The organism is Streptomyces solincola (genome assembly GCF_002982015.1).
GTDB classification, from domain to species: Bacteria; Actinomycetota; Actinomycetes; order Streptomycetales; family Streptomycetaceae; genus Streptomyces; species Streptomyces solincola.
In genome coordinates, this window is the sequence record NZ_PVLV01000071.1 from 62,323 (window position 1) to 83,642 (window position 21,320).

Consider the following 21,320-nt stretch of genomic DNA (forward strand, 5'->3'; position numbering starts at 1 on the left):
AAGTGGCCCATGGTGCCATCCGGGCGAGTGGTGCCGGAGAGCCTCGGAGACGCCGGTCAGGCGCGGGGGCGGCGCTTCGGCCGAGGCGCCGCCCCCGCTCCCCGCGCCCTCACGCCTCCTTGCTGCCGGTGTACATGTCGTCGATCAGGTGCCGGTACTCGCGCTCCACCACCGGGCGCTTCAGCTTCAGGCTGGGGGTCAGCTCGCCGTGCTCGATGTCCAGGTCACGCGGCAGCAGCCGGAACTTCTTGATCGTCTGCCAGCGCTGGAGGCCCTCGTTGAGCCGGTCCACGTACTCCTGGACCAGCGCGGTGGCCTGCGGGGTGGCGACCACCTCGGCGTACGGCCTGCCGCCCAGGCCGTTGTCCTCCGCCCAGCCGAGCAGCGCGGGCTCGTCGAGCGCGATCAGCGCGGTGCAGAAGTTCCGGTCGGCGCCGTGCACCAGGATGTTGGAGACGTACGGGCAGACCGCCTTGAACTGGCCCTCGACCTCGGCCGGCGCGATGTACTTGCCGCCCGACGTCTTGATCAGGTCCTTCTTGCGGTCGGTGATCCGCAGGTAGCCGTCCACCGACAGCTCGCCGATGTCCCCGGTGTGGAACCAGCCGTCCGGCTCCAGCACCTCCGCGGTCTTCTCCGGCAGCCCGTGGTAGCCCTCCATGATCCCGGGGCCGCGCAGCAGGATCTCGCCGTCGTCGGCGATCCGCACCTCGGTGCCGGGCAGCGGCTTGCCGACCGTGCCGGTGCGGTACGCCTCACCGGGGTTGACGAAGGACGCGGCGCTGGACTCGGTGAGGCCGTAGCCCTCCAGGATGTGGATGCCGGCGCCGGAGAAGAAGAAGCCGATGTCGGGGGCGAGGGCGGCGGAGCCGGAGACCGCCGCCCGCAGCCTGCCGCCGAAGGCGTCCCGCAGCTTGGAGTAGACGAGGGTGTCGGCGATCTTGTGCTTGGCGCCCAGCCCGAACGGCACCGAGGCGTTGCCGGTGCGCCGGTAGTTGTCCTGGCTGGCCTTCGCGTACTCGCGGGCGACCTCCGCCGCCCACTGGAAGATCTTGTACTTGGCGCCGCCGCCGGCCCGGGCCTTGGCCGCGACGCCGTTGTAGACCTTCTCGAAGATGCGCGGGACGGCCGCCATGTAGGTGGGCTGGACCACCGGCAGGTTGTCGATGATCTTGTCGACGCGGCCGTCCACCGCGGTGACGTGCCCGACCTCGATCTGGCCGGAGGTCAGCACCTTGCCGAAGACGTGGGCGAGCGGCAGCCACAGGTACTGCACGTCCTCGGCGGTGACCAGCCCGGTGGCCGCTATGGCCTTGGCCATGTACGACCAGTTGTCGTGCGGCAGCCGCACGCCCTTGGGCCGGCCGGTGGTGCCGGAGGTGTAGATCAGGGTGGCGAGCTGGTCGGCGGTGATGGCCGCCACCCGCTCCCGTACCGCCTCCGGGCTGCGCTCCAGGTAGTCCCGGCCGCGCTTCTCCAGGTCGGCGAGGGACAGCACCCAGCCCTCCGGGTCGTCCCCGGCCGCCTCGGCGCCGTCGTTGTCGATGACCACGACATGGGCCAGGTCGGGCAGGTCCGCGCGGCGCTCGCGCGCCTTGGCCAACTGGCCGGCGTCCTCCGCGATCAGCACCCGGCTCGCGGAGTCGGCGAGGATGTACGAGGACTCCTCGGCGTTGGTCTGCGGGTAGACCGTGGTGGTGGCCGCGCCCGCGCACATCACCCCGAGGTCGGCGAGGATCCACTCGACCCGGGTCGAGGAGGCGAGCGCGACCCGCTCCTCCGGCCGGACGCCCAGGTCCATCAGGCCGGCCGCGATCGCGTAGACCCGCTCGGCCGCCTGCTCCCAGCTCAGCGACCTCCACTCCTCGGGGCCCTCGCCGGAGGCGGTGGGAACGGGGTGGCGGTACGCCTCCGCGTTAGGGGTCTTCGCCACGCGCTCCAGGAAGAGGGCCGCCACCGAGGGCGGGCGGTTCTCGATCAGGGTCTGTGTGTCGCTCACGGCGTCCTCCGGGCGGCTTTGCGGCTCTGGGCTGCACGACGAGATTGTTTAACTGGCGAGTAACCCTCGGGCGGCATCAGGTTAGAGGGCCGGGCCCCGCCGCGTAAGGGGCAGCGGCCCGGCGCTTGGTTCCCGCTTCATAACGCTTACGACGACTGTGCGCGCCTCCCCGCGACTCCGCGACCGGCTCTTCACGCGCGCCTCACGCGCGCCTCACGCGCGCCTCACGCCTGCTCAACGTCCGTGGCGCGGGGTGCGTGCCCGTCGCACGACGTGAGCGCCCGCCCCGTCGGACGGGGCGGGCGCTCAGGCGGGAGGATCCGAAGGCGGCGGCGCTACTTCTTCGCCTTGCCGCCGCCGGCGGAGTCGTCGCTGGACAGCACGGCGATGAAGGCCTCCTGGGGCACCTCCACCGAGCCGACCATCTTCATCCGCTTCTTGCCTTCCTTCTGCTTCTCCAGCAGCTTCCGCTTACGGGAGATGTCACCGCCGTAGCACTTGGCGAGGACGTCCTTGCGGATGGCGCGGATGGTCTCGCGGGCGATCACCCGGGAGCCGATGGCGGCCTGGATGGGCACCTCGAACGCCTGGCGCGGGATGAGCTCCCGCAGCTTGGCGACGAGCCGCACCCCGTACGCGTAGGCGGCGTCCTTGTGGGTGATGGCGGAGAAGGCGTCGACCTTGTCGCCGTGCAGCAGGATGTCCACCTTCACCAGGGAGCTGGCCTGCTCGCCGGTGGGCTCGTAGTCGAGCGAGGCGTAACCGCGGGTCTTGGACTTCAGCTGGTCGAAGAAGTCGAAGACGATCTCGGCGAGGGGGAGCGTGTAGCGGATCTCCACGCGGTCCTCGGAGAGGTAGTCCATGCCGAGCAGGGTGCCGCGCCGGGTCTGGCACAGCTCCATGATCGAGCCGATGAACTCGCTCGGCGCGAGGATGGTGGCCCGCACCACCGGCTCGTACACCTCGCCGATCTTGCCCTCGGGGAACTCGCTCGGGTTGGTGACGGTGTGCTCGGCGCCGTCCTCCATCACCACCCGGTAGACCACGTTGGGCGCGGTGGCGATCAGGTCGAGACCGAACTCGCGCTCCAGCCGCTCGCGGATCACGTCCAGGTGCAGCAGGCCGAGGAAGCCGACGCGGAAGCCGAAGCCGAGCGCGGCGGAGGTCTCCGGCTCGTAGACCAGCGCGGCGTCGTTGAGCTGGAGCTTGTCGAGCGCGTCGCGCAGCTCCGGGTAGTCCGAGCCGTCCAGCGGGTAGAGCCCGGAGAACACCATCGGCTTGGGGTCCTTGTAGCCGCCGAGCGCCTCGGTGGCGCCCTTGTGCTGCTGGGTGATGGTGTCGCCGACCTTGGACTGGCGGACGTCCTTCACACCGGTGATCAGATAGCCCACCTCACCGACGCCGAGGCCGTCGGCAGGCAGCATCTCCGGGGAGTTGGTGCCGATCTCCAGCAGTTCGTGGGTCGCGCCGGTGGACATCATCCGGATGCGCTCGCGCTTGCTGAGCTGGCCGTCGACGACCCGGACGTAGGTGACGACGCCGCGGTACGAGTCGTAGACCGAGTCGAAGATCATCGCGCGGGCGGGGGCGTCGGCCACGCCGACCGGCGCGGGCACCTCCCGGACGACGCGGTCGAGCAGCGCCTCCACGCCCATGCCGGTCTTGGCGGAGACCCGCAGGACGTCGTCGGGGTCGCAGCCGACCAGGTTCGCCAGCTCCTCGGCGAACTTCTCCGGCTGCGCGGCCGGCAGGTCGATCTTGTTGAGCACCGGGACGATGGCGAGGTCGTTCTCCATCGCCAGGTAGAGGTTGGCCAGGGTCTGCGCCTCGATGCCCTGGGCGGCGTCGACCAGCAGGATCGTGCCCTCGCAGGCGGCCAGGGAGCGCGAGACCTCGTAGGTGAAGTCGACGTGCCCCGGCGTGTCGATCATGTTGAGGATGTGGGTGCTGCCCTGACCGTCACCGCTGGTGGGCGCCCACGGCAGCCGGACGGCCTGGGACTTGATGGTGATGCCGCGCTCGCGCTCGATGTCCATCCGGTCGAGGTACTGGGCGCGCATCTGCCGCTGCTCGACCACGCCGGTGAGCTGGAGCATCCGGTCGGCGAGCGTGGACTTGCCGTGGTCGATGTGGGCGATGATGCAGAAGTTGCGGATCAGCGCCGGGTCGGTACGGCTCGGCTCCGGCACGTTGGTAGGGGTCGCGGGCACGCAGGGTCCTGATTCTCGAGACGCCGGGCGCTGCCGGGGGTCTCTGCTCGGGTCGACGTCGGATCGATACGTAGGCTCCATGGTCCCACGGACGGCGACGGGCCCCGGGTCTGGGCCGCCCGGGGCCCGGTTTGAGCCGCCCGGGGCCCGGTTTGGGCCGCCCGGGCGCCGACTGCTAGCCTGGGTCGCTGTGTCTCCTGGCCCCTCTCAGCCCGGAGACGCGTCGATCAAATCCTTACGAACCTGAAAAGGCTCTTTCGTGGCGAACATCAAGTCCCAGATCAAGCGGAACAAGACGAACGAGAAGGCGCGGCTGCGCAACAAGGCCGTGAAGTCCTCGCTCAAGACCGCGATCCGCAAGGCCCGCGAGGCCGCTGCCGCGGGTGACGTCGAGAAGGCCACCACGGCCGCTCGCGCCGCCGCCCGTCAGCTCGACAAGGCTGTCTCGAAGGGTGTCATCCACAAGAACGCCGCCGCCAACAAGAAGTCGGCACTGGCTTCCAAGGTCTCCACCCTTCAGGGCTGAGCACACGCTCTGACTGCTTCTGGACGTACGACGCCGGCGACGGACCAAGCGGGCCCTCTCATCCGCTCCTGACCGGCACCCCGCGTCACACGCGGCCTGCGTTCGCCACGCGGGTGTGACGCACCACTTCTTGAACCGGAGGCCCCGGTTCCGTCCTTCCCCAGGACGGGACCGGGGCCTTCGGCATGCCGGACTCCGGAGCCCTGCGCGAAGCGGCCCCGGTCAGGACCGTCCGTGTTCCAGGCAGCAGCGGACGAAGTCCCGTACGACCGGGTCGGCGTCGGCGGCCGGCGGCCAGGCCACGGCCAGGCGACTGGGGCTGACGCCCCGGACGGGCCGGTAGACCACGCCGGGACGGGCGTAGAAGCGGGCCGCCGAGGCGGGGGCGAGCGCGATGCCGTAGCCGTTGGCGATGGCGCTCAGCCAGTCGTCCGGCAGGTCGGTGACCGCGCCGACGCGCACCGGCCGGCCGCCACGCTCGTCGGCGGCGAGCCAGTGGTCGCGCCACGGCCCGGTGGCGGCGGGCGCGGCGACGAACGGCTCGTCCCACAGCTCCGGGAAGTCGATCACCTCCCGGCCGGCGAGGCGGTGCCCGGCCGGCAGCGCCACCCAGCGGTCCTCCGTGAAGAGCACGGCCGTACGCAGGTCCTCCTGACCAGGAAACGGCAGCCGCAGCAGCGCGGCGTCCACGCCCCCGTCGGCCAGCCCGGCGGCCGGCTCGGACCACGCGGCCTGACGCATCTCGACCCGCCAGCCCGGCCGCCGCGCGCCGAAGGCGGCGACGATCCGCGGGGTGGCCTCGTTGGCGGCGCTGGCCAGGAACCCGACCCGCAGGACACGAGCGGCGCGGGCGGCCGCGCCCCTGGTCTCCCGCAACGCCCCGTCCCAGGCCGCCAGCAGGCCGGGCGCCCGCTCGGCCAGGGCCCGGCCGGCCTCGGTGAGCGCCATCCCGGCACGTGAACGGGTGAACAGCCGGACGCCCAGCTGCGTCTCCAACTGCCGGATCTGCTTGGTCAGCGCGGGCTGCGAGACGAACAGCTCCTCGGCTGCACGGGTCAGCGTCCCCGCCTCCGCGACGGCGGTGAAGTAGCGCAGCAGCCGGGTGTCCACATCCATGCCTCAAGGTTATGGACGCAGGTATTGGACGGGGCGACGGGGCGCGGACACGCTGGTGGTGATCCGCGAGGCGGGCGAACACGGGCGGCGATCGGCGGGGCGCGGCGGGAGCCGGTGGGGCCGGGGGTCATCGGAGCCGCTGGGGCCGGGAGCCGACGGGCCCGGCGGGAGGAACGGCGGAAGCCGGTGGGGCCGCGGGGGCCGTCGGAGCCGGGGTCATCCGTTGACAGAACACTCAGAGAGGCGCTCTCGATGTCCACCGCGTATGTGACCGTCACCGTCGTCACGATGCTGGCCAATGCCGTCGTCGCCGTCGCGGATCTACGCGGCGCGGGCTTCGTGCTGGCCAACTCGGCCGCTGTCGGAGTGCCGCGGGACTGGCTGCCGTGGCTGGGCGCGTTGAAGGGCGCCGGGGCAGTCGGGCTCCTGCTCGGTCTGCTGGGGGCGCCGCTGCTGGGCGAGGCTGCCGCGATCGGGCTGGTGCTCTTCTTCACCGGCACGGTCGCCGTCCACGTCCGCGCCGGGGTGCTGCGCAATATCGCGGTGCCCGCCGGCTTCCTCTGCCTGGCCGCCGCCGTACTGGCGCTGGCGGCGGTGGCCCGGTGAAGCGGTCGCTCCACGGGCGGTGGCGGTGCGGCGGGATCCGGAAGGGGCGCGGGGCGCGGGTTCAGCGGTGGGAGCGGGCGGCTCGGGCGATGGCGACGACGGCCTTCTCCAGGGCGTACTCCGGGTCGTCGCCCCCGCCCTTGACCCCCGCGTCGGCCTCCGCGACGGCCCGCAGGGCGACGGAGACGCCGTCCGGCGTCCAGCCGCGCATCTGCTGGCGGACGCGGTCGATCTTCCACGGCGGCATGCCCAGCTCACGGGCGAGGTCGGCGGGCCGCCCGCCGCGCGCCGACAGCAGCTTGCCGATCGCCCGCACCCCCTGGGCGAGGGCGCTGGTGACCAGGACGGGGGCCACGCCGGTGGCGAGCGACCAGCGCAGCGCCTCCAGGGCCTCCGCCGCCCGGCCCTCCACCGCACGGTCGGCGATGGTGAAGCTGGACGCCTCGGCGCGGCCGGTGTAGTAGCGCCCCACCACGGCCTCGTCGATGGTGCCCTCGACGTCCGCGGTGAGCTGGGACGCGGCGGACGCCAGCTCCCGCAGGTCGCTGCCGATGGCGTCGACGAGCGCCTGGCACGCCTCGGGCGTCGCGGACCGGCCCAGGGCGCGGAACTCGCCGCGGACGAAGCCGAGCCGCTCGGCGGGCTTGGTGGTCTTCGGGCAGGCCACCTCCCGCGCCCCGGCCTTGCGGGCCGCGTCCAGCAGTCCCTTGCCCTTGGCGCCGCCCGCGTGCAGCAGAACGAGGGAGATCTCCTCGGCGGGGTCGGCGAGGTACGCCTTGACGTCCTTGACCGTGTCGGCGGAGAGGTCCTGCGCGTTGCGCACCACCAGCACCTTGCGCTCGGCGAACAGGGACGGGCTGGTCAACTCGGCGAGGGTGCCGGGCTGGAGCTGGTCGGACGTCAGGTCGCGTACGTCGGTGTCGGCGTCGACCGCCCGGGCCGCGGCCACCACCTCCTGCACCGCGCGGTCCAGGAGCAGGTCCTCCTGGCCCACGGCGAGGGTGACGGGGCCGAGGGGGTCTTCGCTCTGGTTCTTTCTGCTGGCCATCGCGACCAGCATCCCACGCGCCACTGACAGCCCGGCCCGCGGACGACGTCAGGACGAGGACTCCGGGCGGGGTCAGGACTCCTCGCGCCAGCCGTCCCAGCGGGCGGCGAACTCGTCCAGCTCGGCGGCCGGCAGCCGCCCCGTCGGGTCCTCGACGACCACCAGCCACTGGGCGTCCTCGGCGTCGTCCTCCCCGGCGAGGGCGTCGCGCACGAGTTGGGGTTCCTCCGCGACGCCGAACCGCTCGCCCAGCTCCGCCGCCGCCTCCTCGGCGGCGTCGCGGTCGGGCAGCACCAGCACATGTCTCACATCGTCCACCGGACCATTGTGGCCGTGGCCGTGCCGGTCGCCGGCCGCACCCCCGCTTCCGTCTGCTGTCCTAGGACCGCGGCCCGATGCGGGCGGTCCCGGCGCCCGCCTAGTGTCCCGAGCATGACCGAGTACGAACCGGCGCGCACCGCCGAACAGCGCCGACGTGACGTGACGCACCGGCTGGAGAACGACGAGGACATGTGGGTCGCCACCTCGTCCGGTGCGGGCGAACCAGTGCTCGTGCCGCTCTCCTTCCTGTGGGACCGGGGCACCGTGCTGATGTCGACCAAGCGCACCAACCCCACCGCCCGCAACGTGACCCCGCGAGGCGAGGTGCGGCTCAGCCTCGGCCACACCCGGGACGTGGTGCTCGTCGAGGGGGTCGCCGAGGCGGTCGAGGCGGCGGACCTCGCGCGGTCCTCCACGGACGCCTTCGCGGACAAGCTGGGCTGGGACCCGAGGCAGCTACCTGCCTGGGTCTACCTGCGGGTGACCCCGCGCCGGATCAAGGCCTGGCGCGAGCCGAACGAGATCCCCGGCCGCGAGGTGATGCGGGACGGCGTCTGGCTGGTGTGAGCGAAGACCCCGACGCGGCGGCCCCAGGCCAAGGGACCACCACGCCGGATCCTCCAGGCTGCCGGACCGCATGGCCGTTGGGCCGTGGGCCGCCGGGCCGCAAGGCCGCCGGGCCGTTGGGCCGTTGGGCCGTTGGGCCGTTGGGCGTTGGGCCGTTGGGCTTCGGGCTTTGGGCGTTGGGCGTTGGGCGTTGGTACGCCGGGCCGCCGGCCGCCGGGCCATCGAGTCGTCGGGCCACCGGGCCGCCCAGCCGCCGGGTCGTAGCCGGGCCATCGAGTCGCCGGACCGCCGCCCGCCGCCCGCTTGGCCGCTCGGCCGCTCGGCCGCTCGGCCGCTCGGCCGCTACAGGATCGCCGGACCGCTCAGCCGCCGGGCCGCAGCCGGATTGCCCAGCCTTCGGGCCGCTGCCGGACCACCGGGCCCCGGGTCGCCGCCGGGGCTCAGTCGTCACGGGGCGGTGGGCGGTCCGCGGGGGACGGCGCGCAGACCGTGCTCGCCCGCGGTCACGGCGATCGCCCCGTGCTCGGCGGTACTCAGCACGGCCGCTCCTCCGTCGTCGAGCGCGGCCACCGTGCGCGGGGCGGGATGGCCGTACGAGTTGTCGCGGCCGGCCGAGACCAGGGCCAGTCGGGGGCGCACCCGCTCCAGCAGTTCGGCGTCCTGCCGAGCGGACCCGTGATGGGCGACCTTGAGGACGTCCACGGCCGGCAGATCGGGGTGGGCCCGCAGCAGTGCCTGCTGGGCGGGTGGTTCCAGGTCGCCGAGGAGCAGCAGGCTGACGCCCCCGGCGGCTCGCACCAGCATCGTCACGCTGGCATCGTTCGGTTCGGGTGGCAGGGGCAGAGGCAGGGGCATGGACACGAGCGGCCAAACCACAGGCGGCGGCGGTGGCGGTGGCGGTGGCGGCCAGAGGACCTGCCAGTCGAGCGGACCGATCCGGCGGCGTTCGCCCGCCACTGCCCGTAGCACCGGGATGCGGGCGGCGGCGACCGTCCGCCGGACGAACTCGGCCTGCTCCGGTGGCTCCTGCAACCCCGTGGTCTGCACTGCGGCGACCTGTCTGCCGTCCAACACCCCCGGCAGGCCCCGCACATGGTCGGCGTGGAAGTGCGTGAGCACGACCAACGGGATCCGGCTGACGCCCAGTTCGGTGAGGCAGTCGTCGACGAGCCGCGGGTCCGGGCCGGCGTCCACCACCACGCCCTGGCCGTCGCCTGCCGCGATGACCAGGGCGTCGCCCTGGCCGACGTCTTCCCTGTCAAGTTCAGGCGTGTTGCCGCTTTTGCTGATGCCGTCGTCGGGTGTGGCTCTGTCTGCGGCTGGGAGAGCGGCTGACCGTGGGCTCAGGGGTCTCTCCGCGCGTGGCGGTCGGCAGAAAGCCCGTGACGGCTGCGCGGCGCTGAGGGCACCTGGTGTGCCGCCGCTCCACGTCGTGGCCGGCTGGTCAGCTCGGATTCGGCATGCCGGGCCATCCGGTGCTTCACCCTCTGCGGGTTCGGTGCGGCTCAGGTCCGGTTGATGCTGCTGGGACGCGCGGGGAAGAAGCCGGGGCGGGCTCCGCTGCCGCTGAAGGTGACGATCCTTGCGTGCTCGAGGACGTCAGGGGGCGGCGTCGCGTTCTCGACGACGATGGCCTGGCCGGGGAAGGCCAGGAACGAGCGGTAGAAATGGTCGATCACGTTCGGGGGGATGCGGTCGGCGTCAAAGTCCGGCTCTTTGTACGTCACTAGGGGCGAGTCCAGGACGAGGAAGCCGAGATGCGGGAGTCTGCGGTCCAGGCAGTAGCGGGCCAGGGCAATGGAGAACGCGGCGTGCAGCAGAGCGCGCATGCCCCGGCCGTGGCCGGCGCGCGCCGTTCCGCCGGCACTGACGTCCCCGCTGTACGGGTCGTAGCTGGCGCCTTCCACGTCGGGGATCCGCCAGGAATCCAGGGTGCGTTGGAAGAGCTCGTCAAACGATGACAGGATTCTGCCCGCGATCAGGGATTCCCGCCGCTTGGACGGCAGGGCGCCCTGGGCCACTAGCTGGGAGCGGTGCTCTTCCAGTTCATCTAGCCGGGCCCGCAGTTCCAGGTCGCGTTCGACACGCAGTCGCTCGTCGACGGTGTCCTGCAGCCCGTCGCGGAGAGGCGCCAGTCGCGCTTCGATCTGCGCCAGGGACCGGTCGGCCTCGGCCGCCTGCGCGCTCAGGGTGGTGCGGCGTTCGGCCAGCTCGTCGCGCTGACCCTCCAGCCCCTCAATGGTCAGCCGGAGGTCGGCGAGAAGGGAGTGCGTCTTGGCGGACTCGACAAGCACGGCCTCGTGGAGCTGAGTGGTCTCCTGATGGCCGTGCTGGACCTGCTGATGTTCGGGGTCCGCCCCGCAGAAGACACAGCGGCCGACCTGAAAGTAGCCCAGCAGATTGCCCGCCTCGCTGACCATCTCCAGACGAGCGAGATCTGTCTCGTACTGCTGACGCAGCGTGTCGAATCGCCCCAGCAGGTCGAGCACCTCACCCAGGCGCGCCTCCAGCTCGGCGTCCGTCTCGGCCAGGTGTGCACGGGCGGCGACGGCGCGGGCCTGCTGCTCGGACTCGCCGGCCAGCGAGCGGGCCATGTCGTTGAGGCTGTCCTCTAACCGGGCCAGCTGATCTCGCAGCTCGTCGGGGGTCTGGTCGCGGGAGAGTTTGGCGTGCAGGTCCAGAGCCAGCGAATCGATCAAGTTGATCTTGCCCCGCTGGACGCGCCGTTGAGCAGCATTGGGGAGTTTGGTCGCCGGGGGCTCGTCCTCTCCGGTCAGCATCAGCTTCATGACGGAGCGTGCGGTGGTCCTGGCCGCGGTGCCGCGGGTGCGCTGCGAGGGCGGATTCGGATCGATCATGCGGGTGTCGGTGACCACGCTGAGGTGGGTCAGGTCGGCAAGTTTGAGCAGTTCGGTGTTGCCGCCCTCGTTGGTGCGAACATACGTGTCGTCCAGTCCCAGTTTGCTGAGCAGGTAGTGCGAGATGTCACGGCGGCTGCGGATCCTGCGGGCCGAGACGATCGCGTCGGGGGTGGCGTGGGACAGCTCCCTTAGGTCGTCTTGGTGTACGTGAATGCTCTTGCCGCCGGGCTTGCGGACCAGTGTGAGAGGCCTGCCGTCGGGAAGCAGCAGGCCGAGCAGGATCTGTCCGTATCCTTCGGCGCGCGGGATCGAGGGACGAACATGACCGCCGAGCATGTAGTCGATGGAGTCGACCAGGAAGGTCTTGCCCGTGTTGGAGGAGCCGTAGATCACCGTGAACTTGGGGTCGAACTCCACGCTGGCCGTGGGCAGGCCCGCACCGGCGTACGTCAGATGGGTCAGGGTGAAGTCAGCCACGGCCGACCCCCAGGTGCTGCATGTCGGTGGTGAATTCGTTGTGCCAGCGGGTCGTGACGTCGCGTGTGGCCGCCACCGCGTCCGTGGTCGAGGCGAACTGCTCCACGGCCCACTGCGCGCGCTGACGCAGTTCGCCGACGTACGGGGCCTCCAGGATGCCGACGAACCCCGAGCCGCGGGGGGTCACCTGGTAGACGATCCCACCCTCGGACGCCTCGACCGTGGCCAGGCCGGCGCGCAGCAGCACCTCCAGCCCTTCCTGCATCATCTGCCGCTTCATGCCGAGCTCGCCAGGCTGGGCAGGCAGGCGGGGATGGAGGCTGGGCGGACCGTCGAACTGGCTGCTGTGGAGCATGGCGTGGTCCAGGACCACCAGCCAGGAGAGGTCCAGTGGGTGAGGATGGCTGCGGGCCAGCAGGACCAATGTACGCATCCCCACTTCGACCGGGCTGTTGAGCGGGTTCATCGGCAACCTCCCTTGCACCAGTGCAGCTTGTCGACGTTCGCCAGCTGGTGGCACATGCCCTGACGCTGGCTGTTGCGGAACAGGTGCAGCAGGGGCGACCCGGTGAGGGTCATCTGCCCGGAAGCTTTGAGGACCTGCTGGAGGCGATCCCACCCCGAGGGGTAGTCGATGGCGGCCACCTCGATCAAGTTGGTCAGCACGTCGTCCTGTAGCTCCTCGTAGGTGTCCCCCGCGATGCTCTCTCGTGCATACATGCGTAGGGCCTCCGCGTCGAAGAACGCCACTCGCTGCCGCCCAAGATGCTCTCCCGAATCGGGGTGCTCGAAGGCGTGCTGCACGGTGGCGAGGTCCTCGCCGAACCTCTCCTGGTAAACGTTCAGGAGCTGCTGGAGGTAGCGCGCTTCGTTGACCTGGGGCTCGGGAGGGGGAAGGAGTTTGCGGGGTTTGCCGGTGGGCGGCAGGTTGAAGCGGGAGGCGAACAGCGGCGACTTGCTGTAGACCTCCAGGACCTCGTCCAGGTTCACGGTCCAGAACATCGAGAAGTCCGTGCTCTCCGCCAACGCCCGAGCGGCCGCCCGGGTCTGTGGGGACAGCGCGGCGACCGGTTTGGTCCGCCCGTCCAGGTACGTTAGAAACCGGTCCTTCAGCGCGGCCGGGGTCAGCACCATGTCCTTGAGTCGGGGATGGATCTTAGGTGCCACGAAGATGTACCGGGCGGGGAGCGTCCGGCTCGTCTCCAGCGTCGCCACGAACGGTTTGATCATCTCGGGCAGCGCGTCGTCGAGCGTGAGGTCGTCGGTGTAGTGCTTGCACTGGTAGCAGTGCCAGACACCGTTCAGCCGCTGCTCGCCCATGAAGGCGACGACGTCGGCGCCGCGGTCGTTGGTCCCGCCTAGGACCTCCACGCCGAGGTAGCCGAACTCGTCCCTGCGCATGCGGACCCACTCGCAGGTGAACTGCTCCCACTGCTCTGGCGTCCAGTAGAAGACCTGCTGCAGGGGTGTCCGGGTGTCGAACTGGTTGTGCGGCACGACCGACGGCGGCGGCACATACTGCGACACGGACACGCGGTCCGCGCTCCTCTGACCACCTAATGCGTCCACTGCTACCCCCTCCCCCGGGTGCGCCGCTTTCCCCAAGTGCACGCCGCTGCCCACTTCTACCATCGGAGATCGTCGATAGACAGGGCGCCTCCACTGGGGCTCGGTGACGGCTCCGGCGCCGGGGCGGATGTCCCGGCAGGATCCTGCCGTCCGGGTCGTACCGATAACGCGAGCCGGTTGGTCGGGGCGTCGGGGGGCCGCGACGGTACCGGAGCGCACTCAGCTGCAGAGCCGGCGAAACCCGCAGACGGTGGGACTCTTCCGGATCTACCCTTCCGGCATGACAGAGAGCCAGCCGCTGGCTGCCGCCAGCGCTTCCGGAGAAGTCGCACTGCGCGAGCCCCGTCGAGCCGCCATTGACGGCCTCCGGGATTTCCAGGACCTGATCCTGGCCCGTCTCGGTGGCCTGGGGCTGCCCACCGAGGATGTTCTGGTCGCGCTCAACCAGCGGCATGCCCTGCTGCAGAGCACCGAGCACGCTCTTGCAGGCCTGGACGAGGAGCAACTGGCCCGCTCGGCCTACATAGCGAAGATGATCATGGCGGGCTCGGTCGGGTTGTTCGATGCCGCGCTCAACTATCTCTGGGACGAGACCGTCATCGAGCTGCGCAAGCGGGTGATCGGCTACGACCTTTCGTACTTCTATGCCGTCGCGGAGAAGAGCGAGAACCGTCGCAAGGAGCTGAAGACCCCCGAGGACCTGATTAAGCTCGACGACGCGAAGCTGCTTAGCGGGGCCCGTGAGATCGGGCTCATCAGCGATGTCGGCTATCACCAGGTCGACCACATCCGGTTCATGCGCAACTACGCCAGCGCGGCCCACCCTAACCAGGTGTCGCTGACGGGCCTTCAGCTCGCCGACTGGCTGGAGACGTGCATCCGAGAGGTGATCACGCTCCCGCACAACAATGTGGTCGCCGAGATCAAGAAGCTGGTGGTCAACGTCCAGGCCGCGAGGCTGGACAGCACCTACCTGGCACAGACGGCGGTGTTCTTCAAAGAACTGCCCGGCGAGAAGGCCGACACCCTGGCCTACGGACTCTTCGGGGTCTACACCGCCATCGGCGCCGAGCCGCACACCCAGGACAACATCCGCGATCTGTGGCCAAAGCTCTGGCCCTATCTCTCCGAGGACGCCCGCTTCTGGGCCGGCACGCGCCTCGGTCGCTTCCTGGCCGATGCCGACCATGCGCAGGCCGCCCTTGCCCGCCAGCTCATCGACCTTGCCCAGGGCAGCAGTTACCTCCCCGAGGCGGTCAAGGTCTCGGAGATGGCCGAGGCGATCGAAGAGCTCATGGACGTGCACCTCGCCATGGACAACTTCTACAACGAGCCGCGAATAGCCCGGCGCCTCGCCGAACTCGTGGGACAGCATGGGTCTGTCCCCACCAACCTAGTCCGTCAGTACGTCAAGACTGTGGTCGCGGTGTTCCTCACCAATGGCAACGGCGTGGTGTTCGCGGCCGACCCGATCTACCTCGATTTGATCGGCCGATTCGACCCGCAGCAAGCGTCGCTCGCCCTCCGGTCGTTCGCCAACGCGGAGATCTCAAGCCAGCTGCAACGCCCTCTGTCTCGGACGAAGTGGGACGAACTTCTGAACGTGCTCGACGTCAAGATCACTGGACGGCCAGAGCGGGAACTCCTCCAGGCAATTCGCGAGTTCCCGGGCACCCCGGACAAGCTCCGCCTGGGGTCCGGCATCAAGCGCTATCTCGACGCGGTCCCACGCTGAGCCGAGCATGTCGAAGAGAGCACCCGCCGCTGCCGGATGTGGCCCTGGCCGAGCCGTCGGTGAGCGGGGCAGCCGCCCGCTGCACCTCGCCGAGGGCCGGGTCGCCCCCGGCAGCGCACCTGGCAGGATTCGCATCAATCTGCCTGAGAATCTGTGCCTGTCTGTCCCCTACGGTTATGACGTCACCGCAGCTGCCTGAATTGCTACGCGGATACCGAGGTCCACGGTTCCGTCCTGGGCCAAGCCTGAAAAGTGTCGTGCGGAGCGCGGGTGATCTCGCAGGACCGCCGCTAGAAGTTGCGCTGCCTGCCCTGACAGTGAGCGTAGCCAGGGCGCGATTCGGTCTTGGGCACTCCACTGATCCCATGTGGCATCCCAAGTACACATCGTGCGGGCGGCCTCTTCGAGGAGGTCCCAGTCGTCCTTGGCTGCGGCGAAATTCGCGATGGCATGAAGCCACATGGCGACGCGGGCCGCATCGACGAACTGGACACGTCGCGTTCCTTGGCCATCAACGTGGTCGGACATCGCCTTGAAGAGGCGACCGCTGGCTTGCGGGTCGCGGGACAGCCACGGGCCGGCCTGTTCGGCAGAGAGAGACACCAGCGCGCGGACATACAGGTCGTAGTCTTCAGGATGGTCCGCGACCAGCTCAAGCAGGGATCCCACTGCTGCTGGATCACCGGCGCGCGTCCGTTCCAGTAGGCGCTTTGCTTGTTCACTCGGAGGTTCCGCTGGCTCAGTTAGCTCGCGATTGATCAACTCTCGAAGGTCTTGAATGCTCTGCACCCTTTGCCGGGGATCGGCATGTGTGGCAAGTCGGGTGATGTTCCTCCATGGGCCTGGCGGAGGGGAGAGTGGCACGTTCATCTGCGGATACTGACCAGTAAGTGCCCAGGCAATGACCCGTCCAATGCCGTAGATGTCGGCTGCTGCCGTTGCCTCGTGTGCAGCAACGAAGAGTTCAGGCGCTGCGAAGCCTTCCGTGCCGAGCTCGAAACGGGTGCGTCCTGCCTGCGTAGTCTGACCTCGCGGCCTCCGAACGATTCCCCAGTCCGCGAGAGTCCATCGGTTGTCCAGCAGCAGAATGTTTGACGGTTTCACGTCGCGGTGTAGCCAGTCGTGCGCATGAGCAAGTTCCAGTACATCCATCAGCGCCTCGACTAGAGCTCGCAACTGCACGGGGTCGCCCAGACTGTCGCGTCGTTGCTCTGCGGTAGCCTGCGCCATCGGCATGACAAGCCACCCATCTACAGGGTTGGAGTCGAGGATGGGCATGTAGTGCGCGTGCTGGCCGAGCAGCTGAGAGATTTCGATCTCTCGCCTCATCCGAGCTGCCGGGGTGTCTCGCTGTGAGTTTCTGCGCTTGAAGGCGACCTCGACGTCGGTCGGCTTGTGAATAGCCCGGAAGATCTGCGCCTGTCCGCCCTCTTCGTTGGGTAGGCGATCGAGACGATAGTCCCTTCGCTCCCCGCGGGCCTGAGCGCGGACCAGGTCATACAGGTTGGCAGTGCCCTTGGGGGCAGAGGCGCGAACTAGTGGCCTCTTGGTCGGAACCATGGGTCGCGCCTGCACTGGAATGCGTTTCCCACCGTAAACGGTGTAGCCACTGATCGAGTCCACAGGCATCAGCGCATAACCATCGCGAGCCAACAAGGAATTGAAGAACTCCAGCAGCTTTTGCACTTCTCCCTCGTCGGTCCGCACCACAGGGTGGAGCATCTCGGAGAGGAATCGCAGAAGAACCGCGTCCGGGCCTCGCCTCAGCCCGAACCGTTCATCGGTGAATACCCAGTCCGGTTCCCAGTCGTCGTTATTAACGCGATGCTGATAGATGTCACCTTCGGCCGTTTGGAAGCGCGAGTCGTAGCTTTCGAACGCATCCAGATTGAAGATACGCTTGAGGAATTCTGCCTCCTCTAGCCTGCCTGCCCACTCGGTATGCTGAAGTCGAAGGGTGTCGAAGAGCCGCATGCGGGTGACTTCGGTGAGGCGTGTCGGCTTTCCGTCGCCCGGACGCGTGTCTTGCGGTTGGAAGAGCCTTGGCTCCTGGCCTCCCTCCAGCGCCTGCCGCCAGTTCGCGTCGGGGGCGCGGAGGGCTGGCCTGACTAGGATTTGATTGACGGCAGGTCGGTCATTTTGAGCGGCCACCTCGATGATCGTAGGCAGCAAGTGCTCTACTACCTCATCGTCAAAACTGGGAATGTCCACTGCATCGATGTAGAGAACGGCAGCCCAGTAATAATCGTTCCAGTTACTGGATGTCGTATAGCCGTCCTCTGTTTGCGCGAATTCTAGCCTTTCAACTGCACGGAGCAGTTCCGTCGCACCGTTGTCTGAGCGAGCAGCGAAAATTGCGGCAGCCTGCGCCAGTACGCGCTCTCCGATTTGTTCCTGCTCGCTATTCATCGCCCTGACTCCCCCTTGCGCGTATGCCGGAACGATCCGCGCTTACGTCAGCAATTCGTATCCGATTTGGACGCGACCGACCCCACGCCGCCCCGACATCCCTCCTCCGCTCAGCACGGCAGGATGACTAGCGTAGACCCGATGGACCAGAGAGAAGAGAGTGTGAGGCAACGTCGTTGCATAGGACCCACAGGATTCTCAGGGGATGGTCCGGGCCCGACACCGGGCCCGGACCGACAGCCGCCCTGGGCGATTCGGATCAGGGACGGCCGAGTGCCCGGTAGGTCCATCCGGCCCGACGCCAGGTGTCGGGGTTGAGGGTGCCGCGGCCGTCGATGACCACAGTTTGGGCGGGGCGGCGGGCGAGGCGGCGCGGGTCGATGTGCCCGAACTCGGCCCACTCGGTCAGGTGGAGGAGGAGGTCGGCGTCTTGGACGGCGGCGATCGGGTCCTCGATGTAGTCGAGTTCGGGGTGAAGCTTGCGGGCGTTGTCGAGGGCCTTGGGGTCGGTGACGGTGACGGTGGCACCGAGGTCGTGGAGCTTCTGGGCGACGGCGAGGGCGGGCGAGTCGCGGATGTCGTCGGTGTTGGGCTTGAAGGCGGCGCCCCAGACGGTGATCCGCTTGCCGGCGAGGTCACTGTCGAGCTGTTCGTGCGCGAGGCTGACGACGGCCTCGCGGCGGCGAGTGTTGACGGCGTCGGCCTCGCGGAGGATGCCGGTCGTCGCTTCGGCCCCGAGCTTGGCGGCCTGGGCGATGAAGCCACGGAGATCCTTGGGCAGGCAGCCGCCACCGAACCCGAGGCCGGGCCGCATGCCGCGTCGGCCGATGCGGGCGTCATGGCCGAGGATTTCGGCGAGCTGGTGGACGTCGGCATCGGACTTCTCGCAGAGTTCGGCCATCGCGTTGATGAACGAGATCTTCGTGGCGAGGAAGGAATTCGCAGCGCCCTTGGCGAGTTCGGCCGTGGCCCAGTCGGTGACGATCGTCGGGGTGCCGGACTCGATGATCCTCTCGAAGCACTTCCGCAGCATGGTCTCGGCCCAGGTGTGCTCGGTCTCGAAGCCGAGAACGAGCCGGTCGGGGCGGAGAGTGTCTTCGATGGCGAACGATTCGCGCAGGAACTCAGGGTTCCAGGCGACCTCGACGCGGTCGCCGGCCGGAGCGACCTCGTGCAGCAGTTCGCGGACGCGGGGTGCCGTGCCGACGGGGACGGTCGACTTGACCACGACCACGGCCGGGCCGGTGAGGCGGGGTGCGAGCTGGCGGACGGCGGAGTAGAGGTGGGTGAGGTCGTAAGTGTCCTCGCCAGGGGTCTGCGGGGTGCCGACGCCGATGAAGTGCAGGTCGGCGAAGTGGGCGGCCTCCGCGTAGGAGGCGGTGAACTTCAAGCTTCCGGTGGCTGTGTGTTTGGTCAGCAGTTCGTCCAGGTCGCGCTCGAAGAACGGGGCCTTGCCGGAGTTGAGGGTGGCGACCTTGTCCATGTCGGAGTCCATGCCGAGGACTTCGTGGCCGAGTTCGGCCATGCAGGCCGCGTGGGTGGCACCGAGGTAGCCGCAGCCGACGACAGTGAGCTTCATGACGGGGTGTCCTTCCAGGTGGGGCCGCCCGGCCCGCCGGCCCTTCAGGACACGGTCAGGCGGGCCGGGCGGCCAGGTAGCGATCGATCCCGTCCCGGATGAACGGCGGGATCGTGAGGATGTCGAGGTGTTCGGGGGCGAAGAATTGGAGCTTGACGCCCTCGCTGAGCGGGAGGCTGGTCTCGTCGCCGTCCCAGTCGGCGGCGAAGAACGTGATCAGCTGGCCGGAGCCGTGTTCGTCACGGATCTCGAAAAGATCGGTCAGGTTCCGGACGGTGAGTCCGGCTTCCTCGTCAAGTTCGCGGACAATCGCAGCGGCCGGGTCCTCGCCGGGGTCGCAGCCGCCGCCCAACAGGCTCCAGTGGGCTGGCCAGGCGATGGCGGGGAGGTCGTCGCGGAGGTGGAGGAGGAGTTCGCCGCGACGGTTGGTGATGATCGCGACGGCTCCGCGGGCGGCGCCCGGCTCCGGGCTTGCGGTGGTGTCGGAGTGCATCCCCTCACCGTAGTAACGGAGTTAGGGATCATGCGGCAACCCTCACCGTCTGGCCCGAAAACCAGGCGGCTGCCATGAGGGCCTGCATCCGGGTGCGGTCGAACCGGCCGCCGGGGGCCAACCCACCCTCAAGAAGGGGGCGAAAGCCCGGAGGGGCGTCGGTGAGGGCGGTGTTGATCTGTTCGTCGGCCCACTGGGCGAGGTTGCCGTTGAGCCAGGCAGGGACCGGGGAGGCGAAGCCGAGCTTGTCGCGGCTGGCCCAGACCTCGCGGGGCAGGCCGAGGGTCTTGGCGGCGTCCCGCAGGATCCGTTTGCCCTGGGCCGGGTCGGTGATCTTGTGCTCGACCGGGAACCGGTAGGACAGCTCGACCAGGTCGCGGGCGAGGTAGGGGGACCGGCGTTCGAGCGCGTAGGCGGAGGCGAGCTTGTCGCTGGTCATCACCAGAGGCCGCCAGGCCGTCGCCAGGTCGGCCAGGGTCAGGCCGCGGGCCAGGTCCCCGCCCGCGCGGGCCATCGCGTCGGCGACCACGTCCCTCACTCGGCCGTCCGGGTCCGGCCCGCGCAGGATCAGCCGGGCGGCGGCCTCCGCAGCCTCCAGGGGTTCGCCCGCGGTGTGCATAAGCTTGGCGGCCAGCGGCCGGTATGCCTCCAGCCCCGCATTTAGGACGGCGTCGGGGCCAAAGAGGACCAGGGCCTGGCGGACGTAGCCCATCAGGAACTCGTCCGGCCCCAGCCCGCCGATCACGACACGAAGGCCAAGGTCGGAGATCTTCCGGTAAGCCATGTGCTCCGAGAACGTGGACGCGTTACCCATGGGGTAGTCCAAGGCCCGCATCATGTGCGGCAGAGCAGTGGTGAAGTCGACGTGGTCCGGCTCGACCACCACCAGCTCGGCCTTGATGTCCCGGGCAATCACGGCGGCCGTGGAGGACTCGTCCAGACGGTCCTGACCCCGATAGCGGACGGTGACGCAGACAGGCGGCCTCATCAGGTAGGCCAGCACCGCCGAGTCCAGCCCGCCGGAGAGGAGGAGGGCGAAGTCGCAGGCCGGAGACCTGAGCGGGATCTGCTCGGCCAGGACCGTGGAGAACCTCGCCAGAGCCTCGCTGTAGTTGCCGGCGTATGGGGCCCGGTCCTCCAGGTGCCACCAGGTCATCTGGTCGATCGAGCCGGTGGTGACGTCGAAGGACAGCAGGGTGGCCGGAGCCAGCAGTTGGATGCCCTGGAACGGGGTGTCGGCCCCGGTCGGGGTCTCGATCGCGGTGACTTCGGGCCGTAAGACCAGCGGGGCCGGGCCGTAGCCGGTCAGCGTGGTGACCTCGGAGGCGAACGCGAGCCGGCCGCCGTCCAGGCGCCAGTAGAGCGGCTTCTCGCCGAGCCGGTCGCGGGCCAGGAACAGCTTCGCGACCCTGGGGTCATAGATTGCGAGGGCGAACATGCCGTCCAGGCCGTCCAGGCAAGACGGGCCGATCTTGGCCCAGGCCCGCAGCAGGAGGTGGGCGTCCGACTCCCGCTCGCGGACCTGGATGCCCCAGGCGGCGGCCTGCTGCCGCCAGTTGTAGATCTCTCCGTTGAAGGCCAGCAGGACGCCGGTGGACCGGTCCAGGTAAGGGCCGGGCATGGCCTGCGGGTCGACGATCAAGAGGGTGTTCATGGCCAGCACCGCCCGCCCATCTTGGGCAGTGGCGTGCATGGTGCCGTCCGGGCCACGGTAGTGCTGCGAGTCGCCCATCGCGGCGACGGTCTTCTCGTGCCGGAGAGCGTCGCCTCCGGCCAGTCCTGCGATTCCGCACATCTGGTTCAC

General features: G+C 69.4%; 16 protein-coding genes and 1 pseudogene. 4 read left to right on the top strand and 13 right to left on the bottom strand.

Annotated features, from left to right (window positions below):
- Positions 1 to 109 precede the first annotated feature (109 nt).
- Positions 110 to 1,999 (bottom strand): AMP-dependent synthetase/ligase, encoded by a 1,890-nt coding sequence (locus tag C6N75_RS05225; protein ID WP_105867651.1) that lies wholly within the window; start codon positions 1,997 to 1,999, stop codon positions 110 to 112.
- A 335-nt stretch (positions 2,000 to 2,334) separates the two neighbouring features.
- Positions 2,335 to 4,209: a translation elongation factor 4 gene (gene lepA, locus C6N75_RS05230; RefSeq protein WP_105867652.1), complete on the bottom strand. Its 1,875-nt coding sequence runs from the start codon at positions 4,207 to 4,209 to the stop codon at positions 2,335 to 2,337.
- Between the two features lie 259 nt (positions 4,210 to 4,468).
- Between lepA and rpsT the strand changes: the two genes are divergently transcribed.
- The gene (gene rpsT, locus C6N75_RS05235) at positions 4,469 to 4,735 is read left to right on the top strand and encodes a 30S ribosomal protein S20 (RefSeq protein ID WP_105867653.1); all 267 of its coding nucleotides are present in this window, start codon (positions 4,469 to 4,471) and stop codon (positions 4,733 to 4,735) included.
- A 222-nt stretch (positions 4,736 to 4,957) separates the two neighbouring features.
- Here rpsT and C6N75_RS05240 read toward each other — a convergent pair whose 3' ends face one another.
- Positions 4,958 to 5,851, bottom strand: a complete 894-nt coding sequence (locus tag C6N75_RS05240) for a LysR family transcriptional regulator (RefSeq protein WP_105867654.1) — start codon at positions 5,849 to 5,851, stop codon at positions 4,958 to 4,960.
- 252 nt (positions 5,852 to 6,103) lie between these two features.
- On the opposite strand from C6N75_RS05240, the gene C6N75_RS05245 reads away from it, so the two are divergent.
- Positions 6,104 to 6,457, top strand: a complete 354-nt coding sequence (locus C6N75_RS05245; protein ID WP_105867655.1) for a DoxX family protein — start codon at positions 6,104 to 6,106, stop codon at positions 6,455 to 6,457.
- A 61-nt stretch (positions 6,458 to 6,518) separates the two neighbouring features.
- On the opposite strand, the gene holA is transcribed toward C6N75_RS05245, so the two are convergent.
- Entirely contained in the window at positions 6,519 to 7,505 is a 987-nt protein-coding gene (holA, locus tag C6N75_RS05250; protein ID WP_181160347.1) for a DNA polymerase III subunit delta, read from the bottom strand.
- A gap of 72 nt (positions 7,506 to 7,577) precedes the next feature.
- Positions 7,578 to 7,823 carry a hypothetical protein gene (locus tag C6N75_RS05255; protein ID WP_105867657.1) on the bottom strand — a complete coding sequence of 82 codons (246 nt, stop codon included), beginning with the start codon at positions 7,821 to 7,823 and terminating at the stop codon, positions 7,578 to 7,580.
- 114 nt (positions 7,824 to 7,937) lie between these two features.
- Between C6N75_RS05255 and C6N75_RS05260 the strand changes: the two genes are divergently transcribed.
- Positions 7,938 to 8,393 (top strand): pyridoxamine 5'-phosphate oxidase family protein, encoded by a 456-nt coding sequence (locus tag C6N75_RS05260; RefSeq protein ID WP_105867658.1) that lies wholly within the window; start codon positions 7,938 to 7,940, stop codon positions 8,391 to 8,393.
- Between the two features lie 447 nt (positions 8,394 to 8,840).
- Here the strand turns inward: C6N75_RS05260 and C6N75_RS05270 are convergent.
- The 4 genes and pseudogenes from C6N75_RS05270 to C6N75_RS05285 form a co-directional block, all read right to left on the bottom strand.
- Positions 8,841 to 9,644 (bottom strand): annotated as a pseudogene (locus C6N75_RS05270) (ComEC/Rec2 family competence protein); the annotation flags it as partial.
- Between the two features lie 254 nt (positions 9,645 to 9,898).
- Positions 9,899 to 11,731: a hypothetical protein gene (locus C6N75_RS05275; protein ID WP_181160348.1), complete on the bottom strand. Its 1,833-nt coding sequence runs from the start codon at positions 11,729 to 11,731 to the stop codon at positions 9,899 to 9,901.
- A complete protein-coding gene (locus C6N75_RS05280) occupies positions 11,724 to 12,197 on the bottom strand; it encodes an ABC-three component system middle component 2 (RefSeq protein ID WP_181160349.1) in 474 nt (157 codons plus the stop codon). The genes C6N75_RS05275 and C6N75_RS05280 overlap by 8 nt, the downstream gene beginning before the upstream one ends.
- Positions 12,194 to 13,264, bottom strand: coding sequence for an ABC-three component system protein (locus C6N75_RS05285; protein ID WP_105867661.1), 1,071 nt, complete (start codon positions 13,262 to 13,264; stop codon positions 12,194 to 12,196). The genes C6N75_RS05280 and C6N75_RS05285 overlap by 4 nt, the downstream gene beginning before the upstream one ends.
- A 316-nt stretch (positions 13,265 to 13,580) precedes the next feature.
- Between C6N75_RS05285 and C6N75_RS05290 the strand changes: the two genes are divergently transcribed.
- Positions 13,581 to 15,035, top strand: a complete 1,455-nt coding sequence (locus C6N75_RS05290; protein WP_258177239.1) for a hypothetical protein — start codon at positions 13,581 to 13,583, stop codon at positions 15,033 to 15,035.
- Positions 15,036 to 15,209: 174 nt separating this feature from the next.
- On the opposite strand, the gene C6N75_RS05295 is transcribed toward C6N75_RS05290, so the two are convergent.
- The 4 genes from C6N75_RS05295 to C6N75_RS05310 all read right to left on the bottom strand — a co-directional run bounded on the left by C6N75_RS05295 (position 15,210) and on the right by C6N75_RS05310 (position 21,311).
- A complete protein-coding gene (locus tag C6N75_RS05295) occupies positions 15,210 to 17,444 on the bottom strand; it encodes an AbiJ-related protein (protein ID WP_105867662.1) in 2,235 nt (744 codons plus the stop codon).
- Positions 17,445 to 17,703: 259 nt separating this feature from the next.
- On the bottom strand, positions 17,704 to 19,023 hold the full coding sequence (locus tag C6N75_RS05300) for a UDP-glucose dehydrogenase family protein (RefSeq protein ID WP_105867663.1): 1,320 nt from the start codon (positions 19,021 to 19,023) through the stop codon (positions 17,704 to 17,706).
- A gap of 55 nt (positions 19,024 to 19,078) precedes the next feature.
- A complete protein-coding gene (locus C6N75_RS05305; protein ID WP_105867664.1) occupies positions 19,079 to 19,516 on the bottom strand; it encodes an NUDIX domain-containing protein in 438 nt (145 codons plus the stop codon).
- A 28-nt stretch (positions 19,517 to 19,544) separates the two neighbouring features.
- Positions 19,545 to 21,311, bottom strand: a complete 1,767-nt coding sequence (locus C6N75_RS05310; protein WP_181160350.1) for an asparagine synthetase B family protein — start codon at positions 21,309 to 21,311, stop codon at positions 19,545 to 19,547.
- Positions 21,312 to 21,320: the final 9 nt, after the last annotated feature.

Excerpts from the sequence above, each read along its gene's own strand:
- C6N75_RS05240 (WP_105867654.1), bottom strand. The coding sequence starts at position 5,851 with ATGGATGTGGACACCCGGCTGCTGCGCTACTTCACCGCCGTCGCGGAG.
- C6N75_RS05300 (WP_105867663.1), bottom strand. The coding sequence starts at position 19,023 with ATGAAGCTCACTGTCGTCGGCTGCGGCTACCTCGGTGCCACCCACGCG.
- C6N75_RS05305 (WP_105867664.1), bottom strand. The coding sequence starts at position 19,516 with ATGCACTCCGACACCACCGCAAGCCCGGAGCCGGGCGCCGCCCGCGGA.
- C6N75_RS05310 (WP_181160350.1), bottom strand. The coding sequence starts at position 21,311 with ATGTGCGGAATCGCAGGACTGGCCGGAGGCGACGCTCTCCGGCACGAG.
- C6N75_RS05245 (WP_105867655.1), top strand. The coding sequence starts at position 6,104 with ATGTCCACCGCGTATGTGACCGTCACCGTCGTCACGATGCTGGCCAAT.
- holA (WP_181160347.1), bottom strand. The coding sequence starts at position 7,505 with ATGGCCAGCAGAAAGAACCAGAGCGAAGACCCCCTCGGCCCCGTCACC.
- C6N75_RS05290 (WP_258177239.1), top strand. The coding sequence starts at position 13,581 with ATGACAGAGAGCCAGCCGCTGGCTGCCGCCAGCGCTTCCGGAGAAGTC.
- C6N75_RS05295 (WP_105867662.1), bottom strand. The coding sequence starts at position 17,444 with ATGAATAGCGAGCAGGAACAAATCGGAGAGCGCGTACTGGCGCAGGCT.
- C6N75_RS05280 (WP_181160349.1), bottom strand. The coding sequence starts at position 12,197 with ATGAACCCGCTCAACAGCCCGGTCGAAGTGGGGATGCGTACATTGGTC.
- C6N75_RS05260 (WP_105867658.1), top strand. The coding sequence starts at position 7,938 with ATGACCGAGTACGAACCGGCGCGCACCGCCGAACAGCGCCGACGTGAC.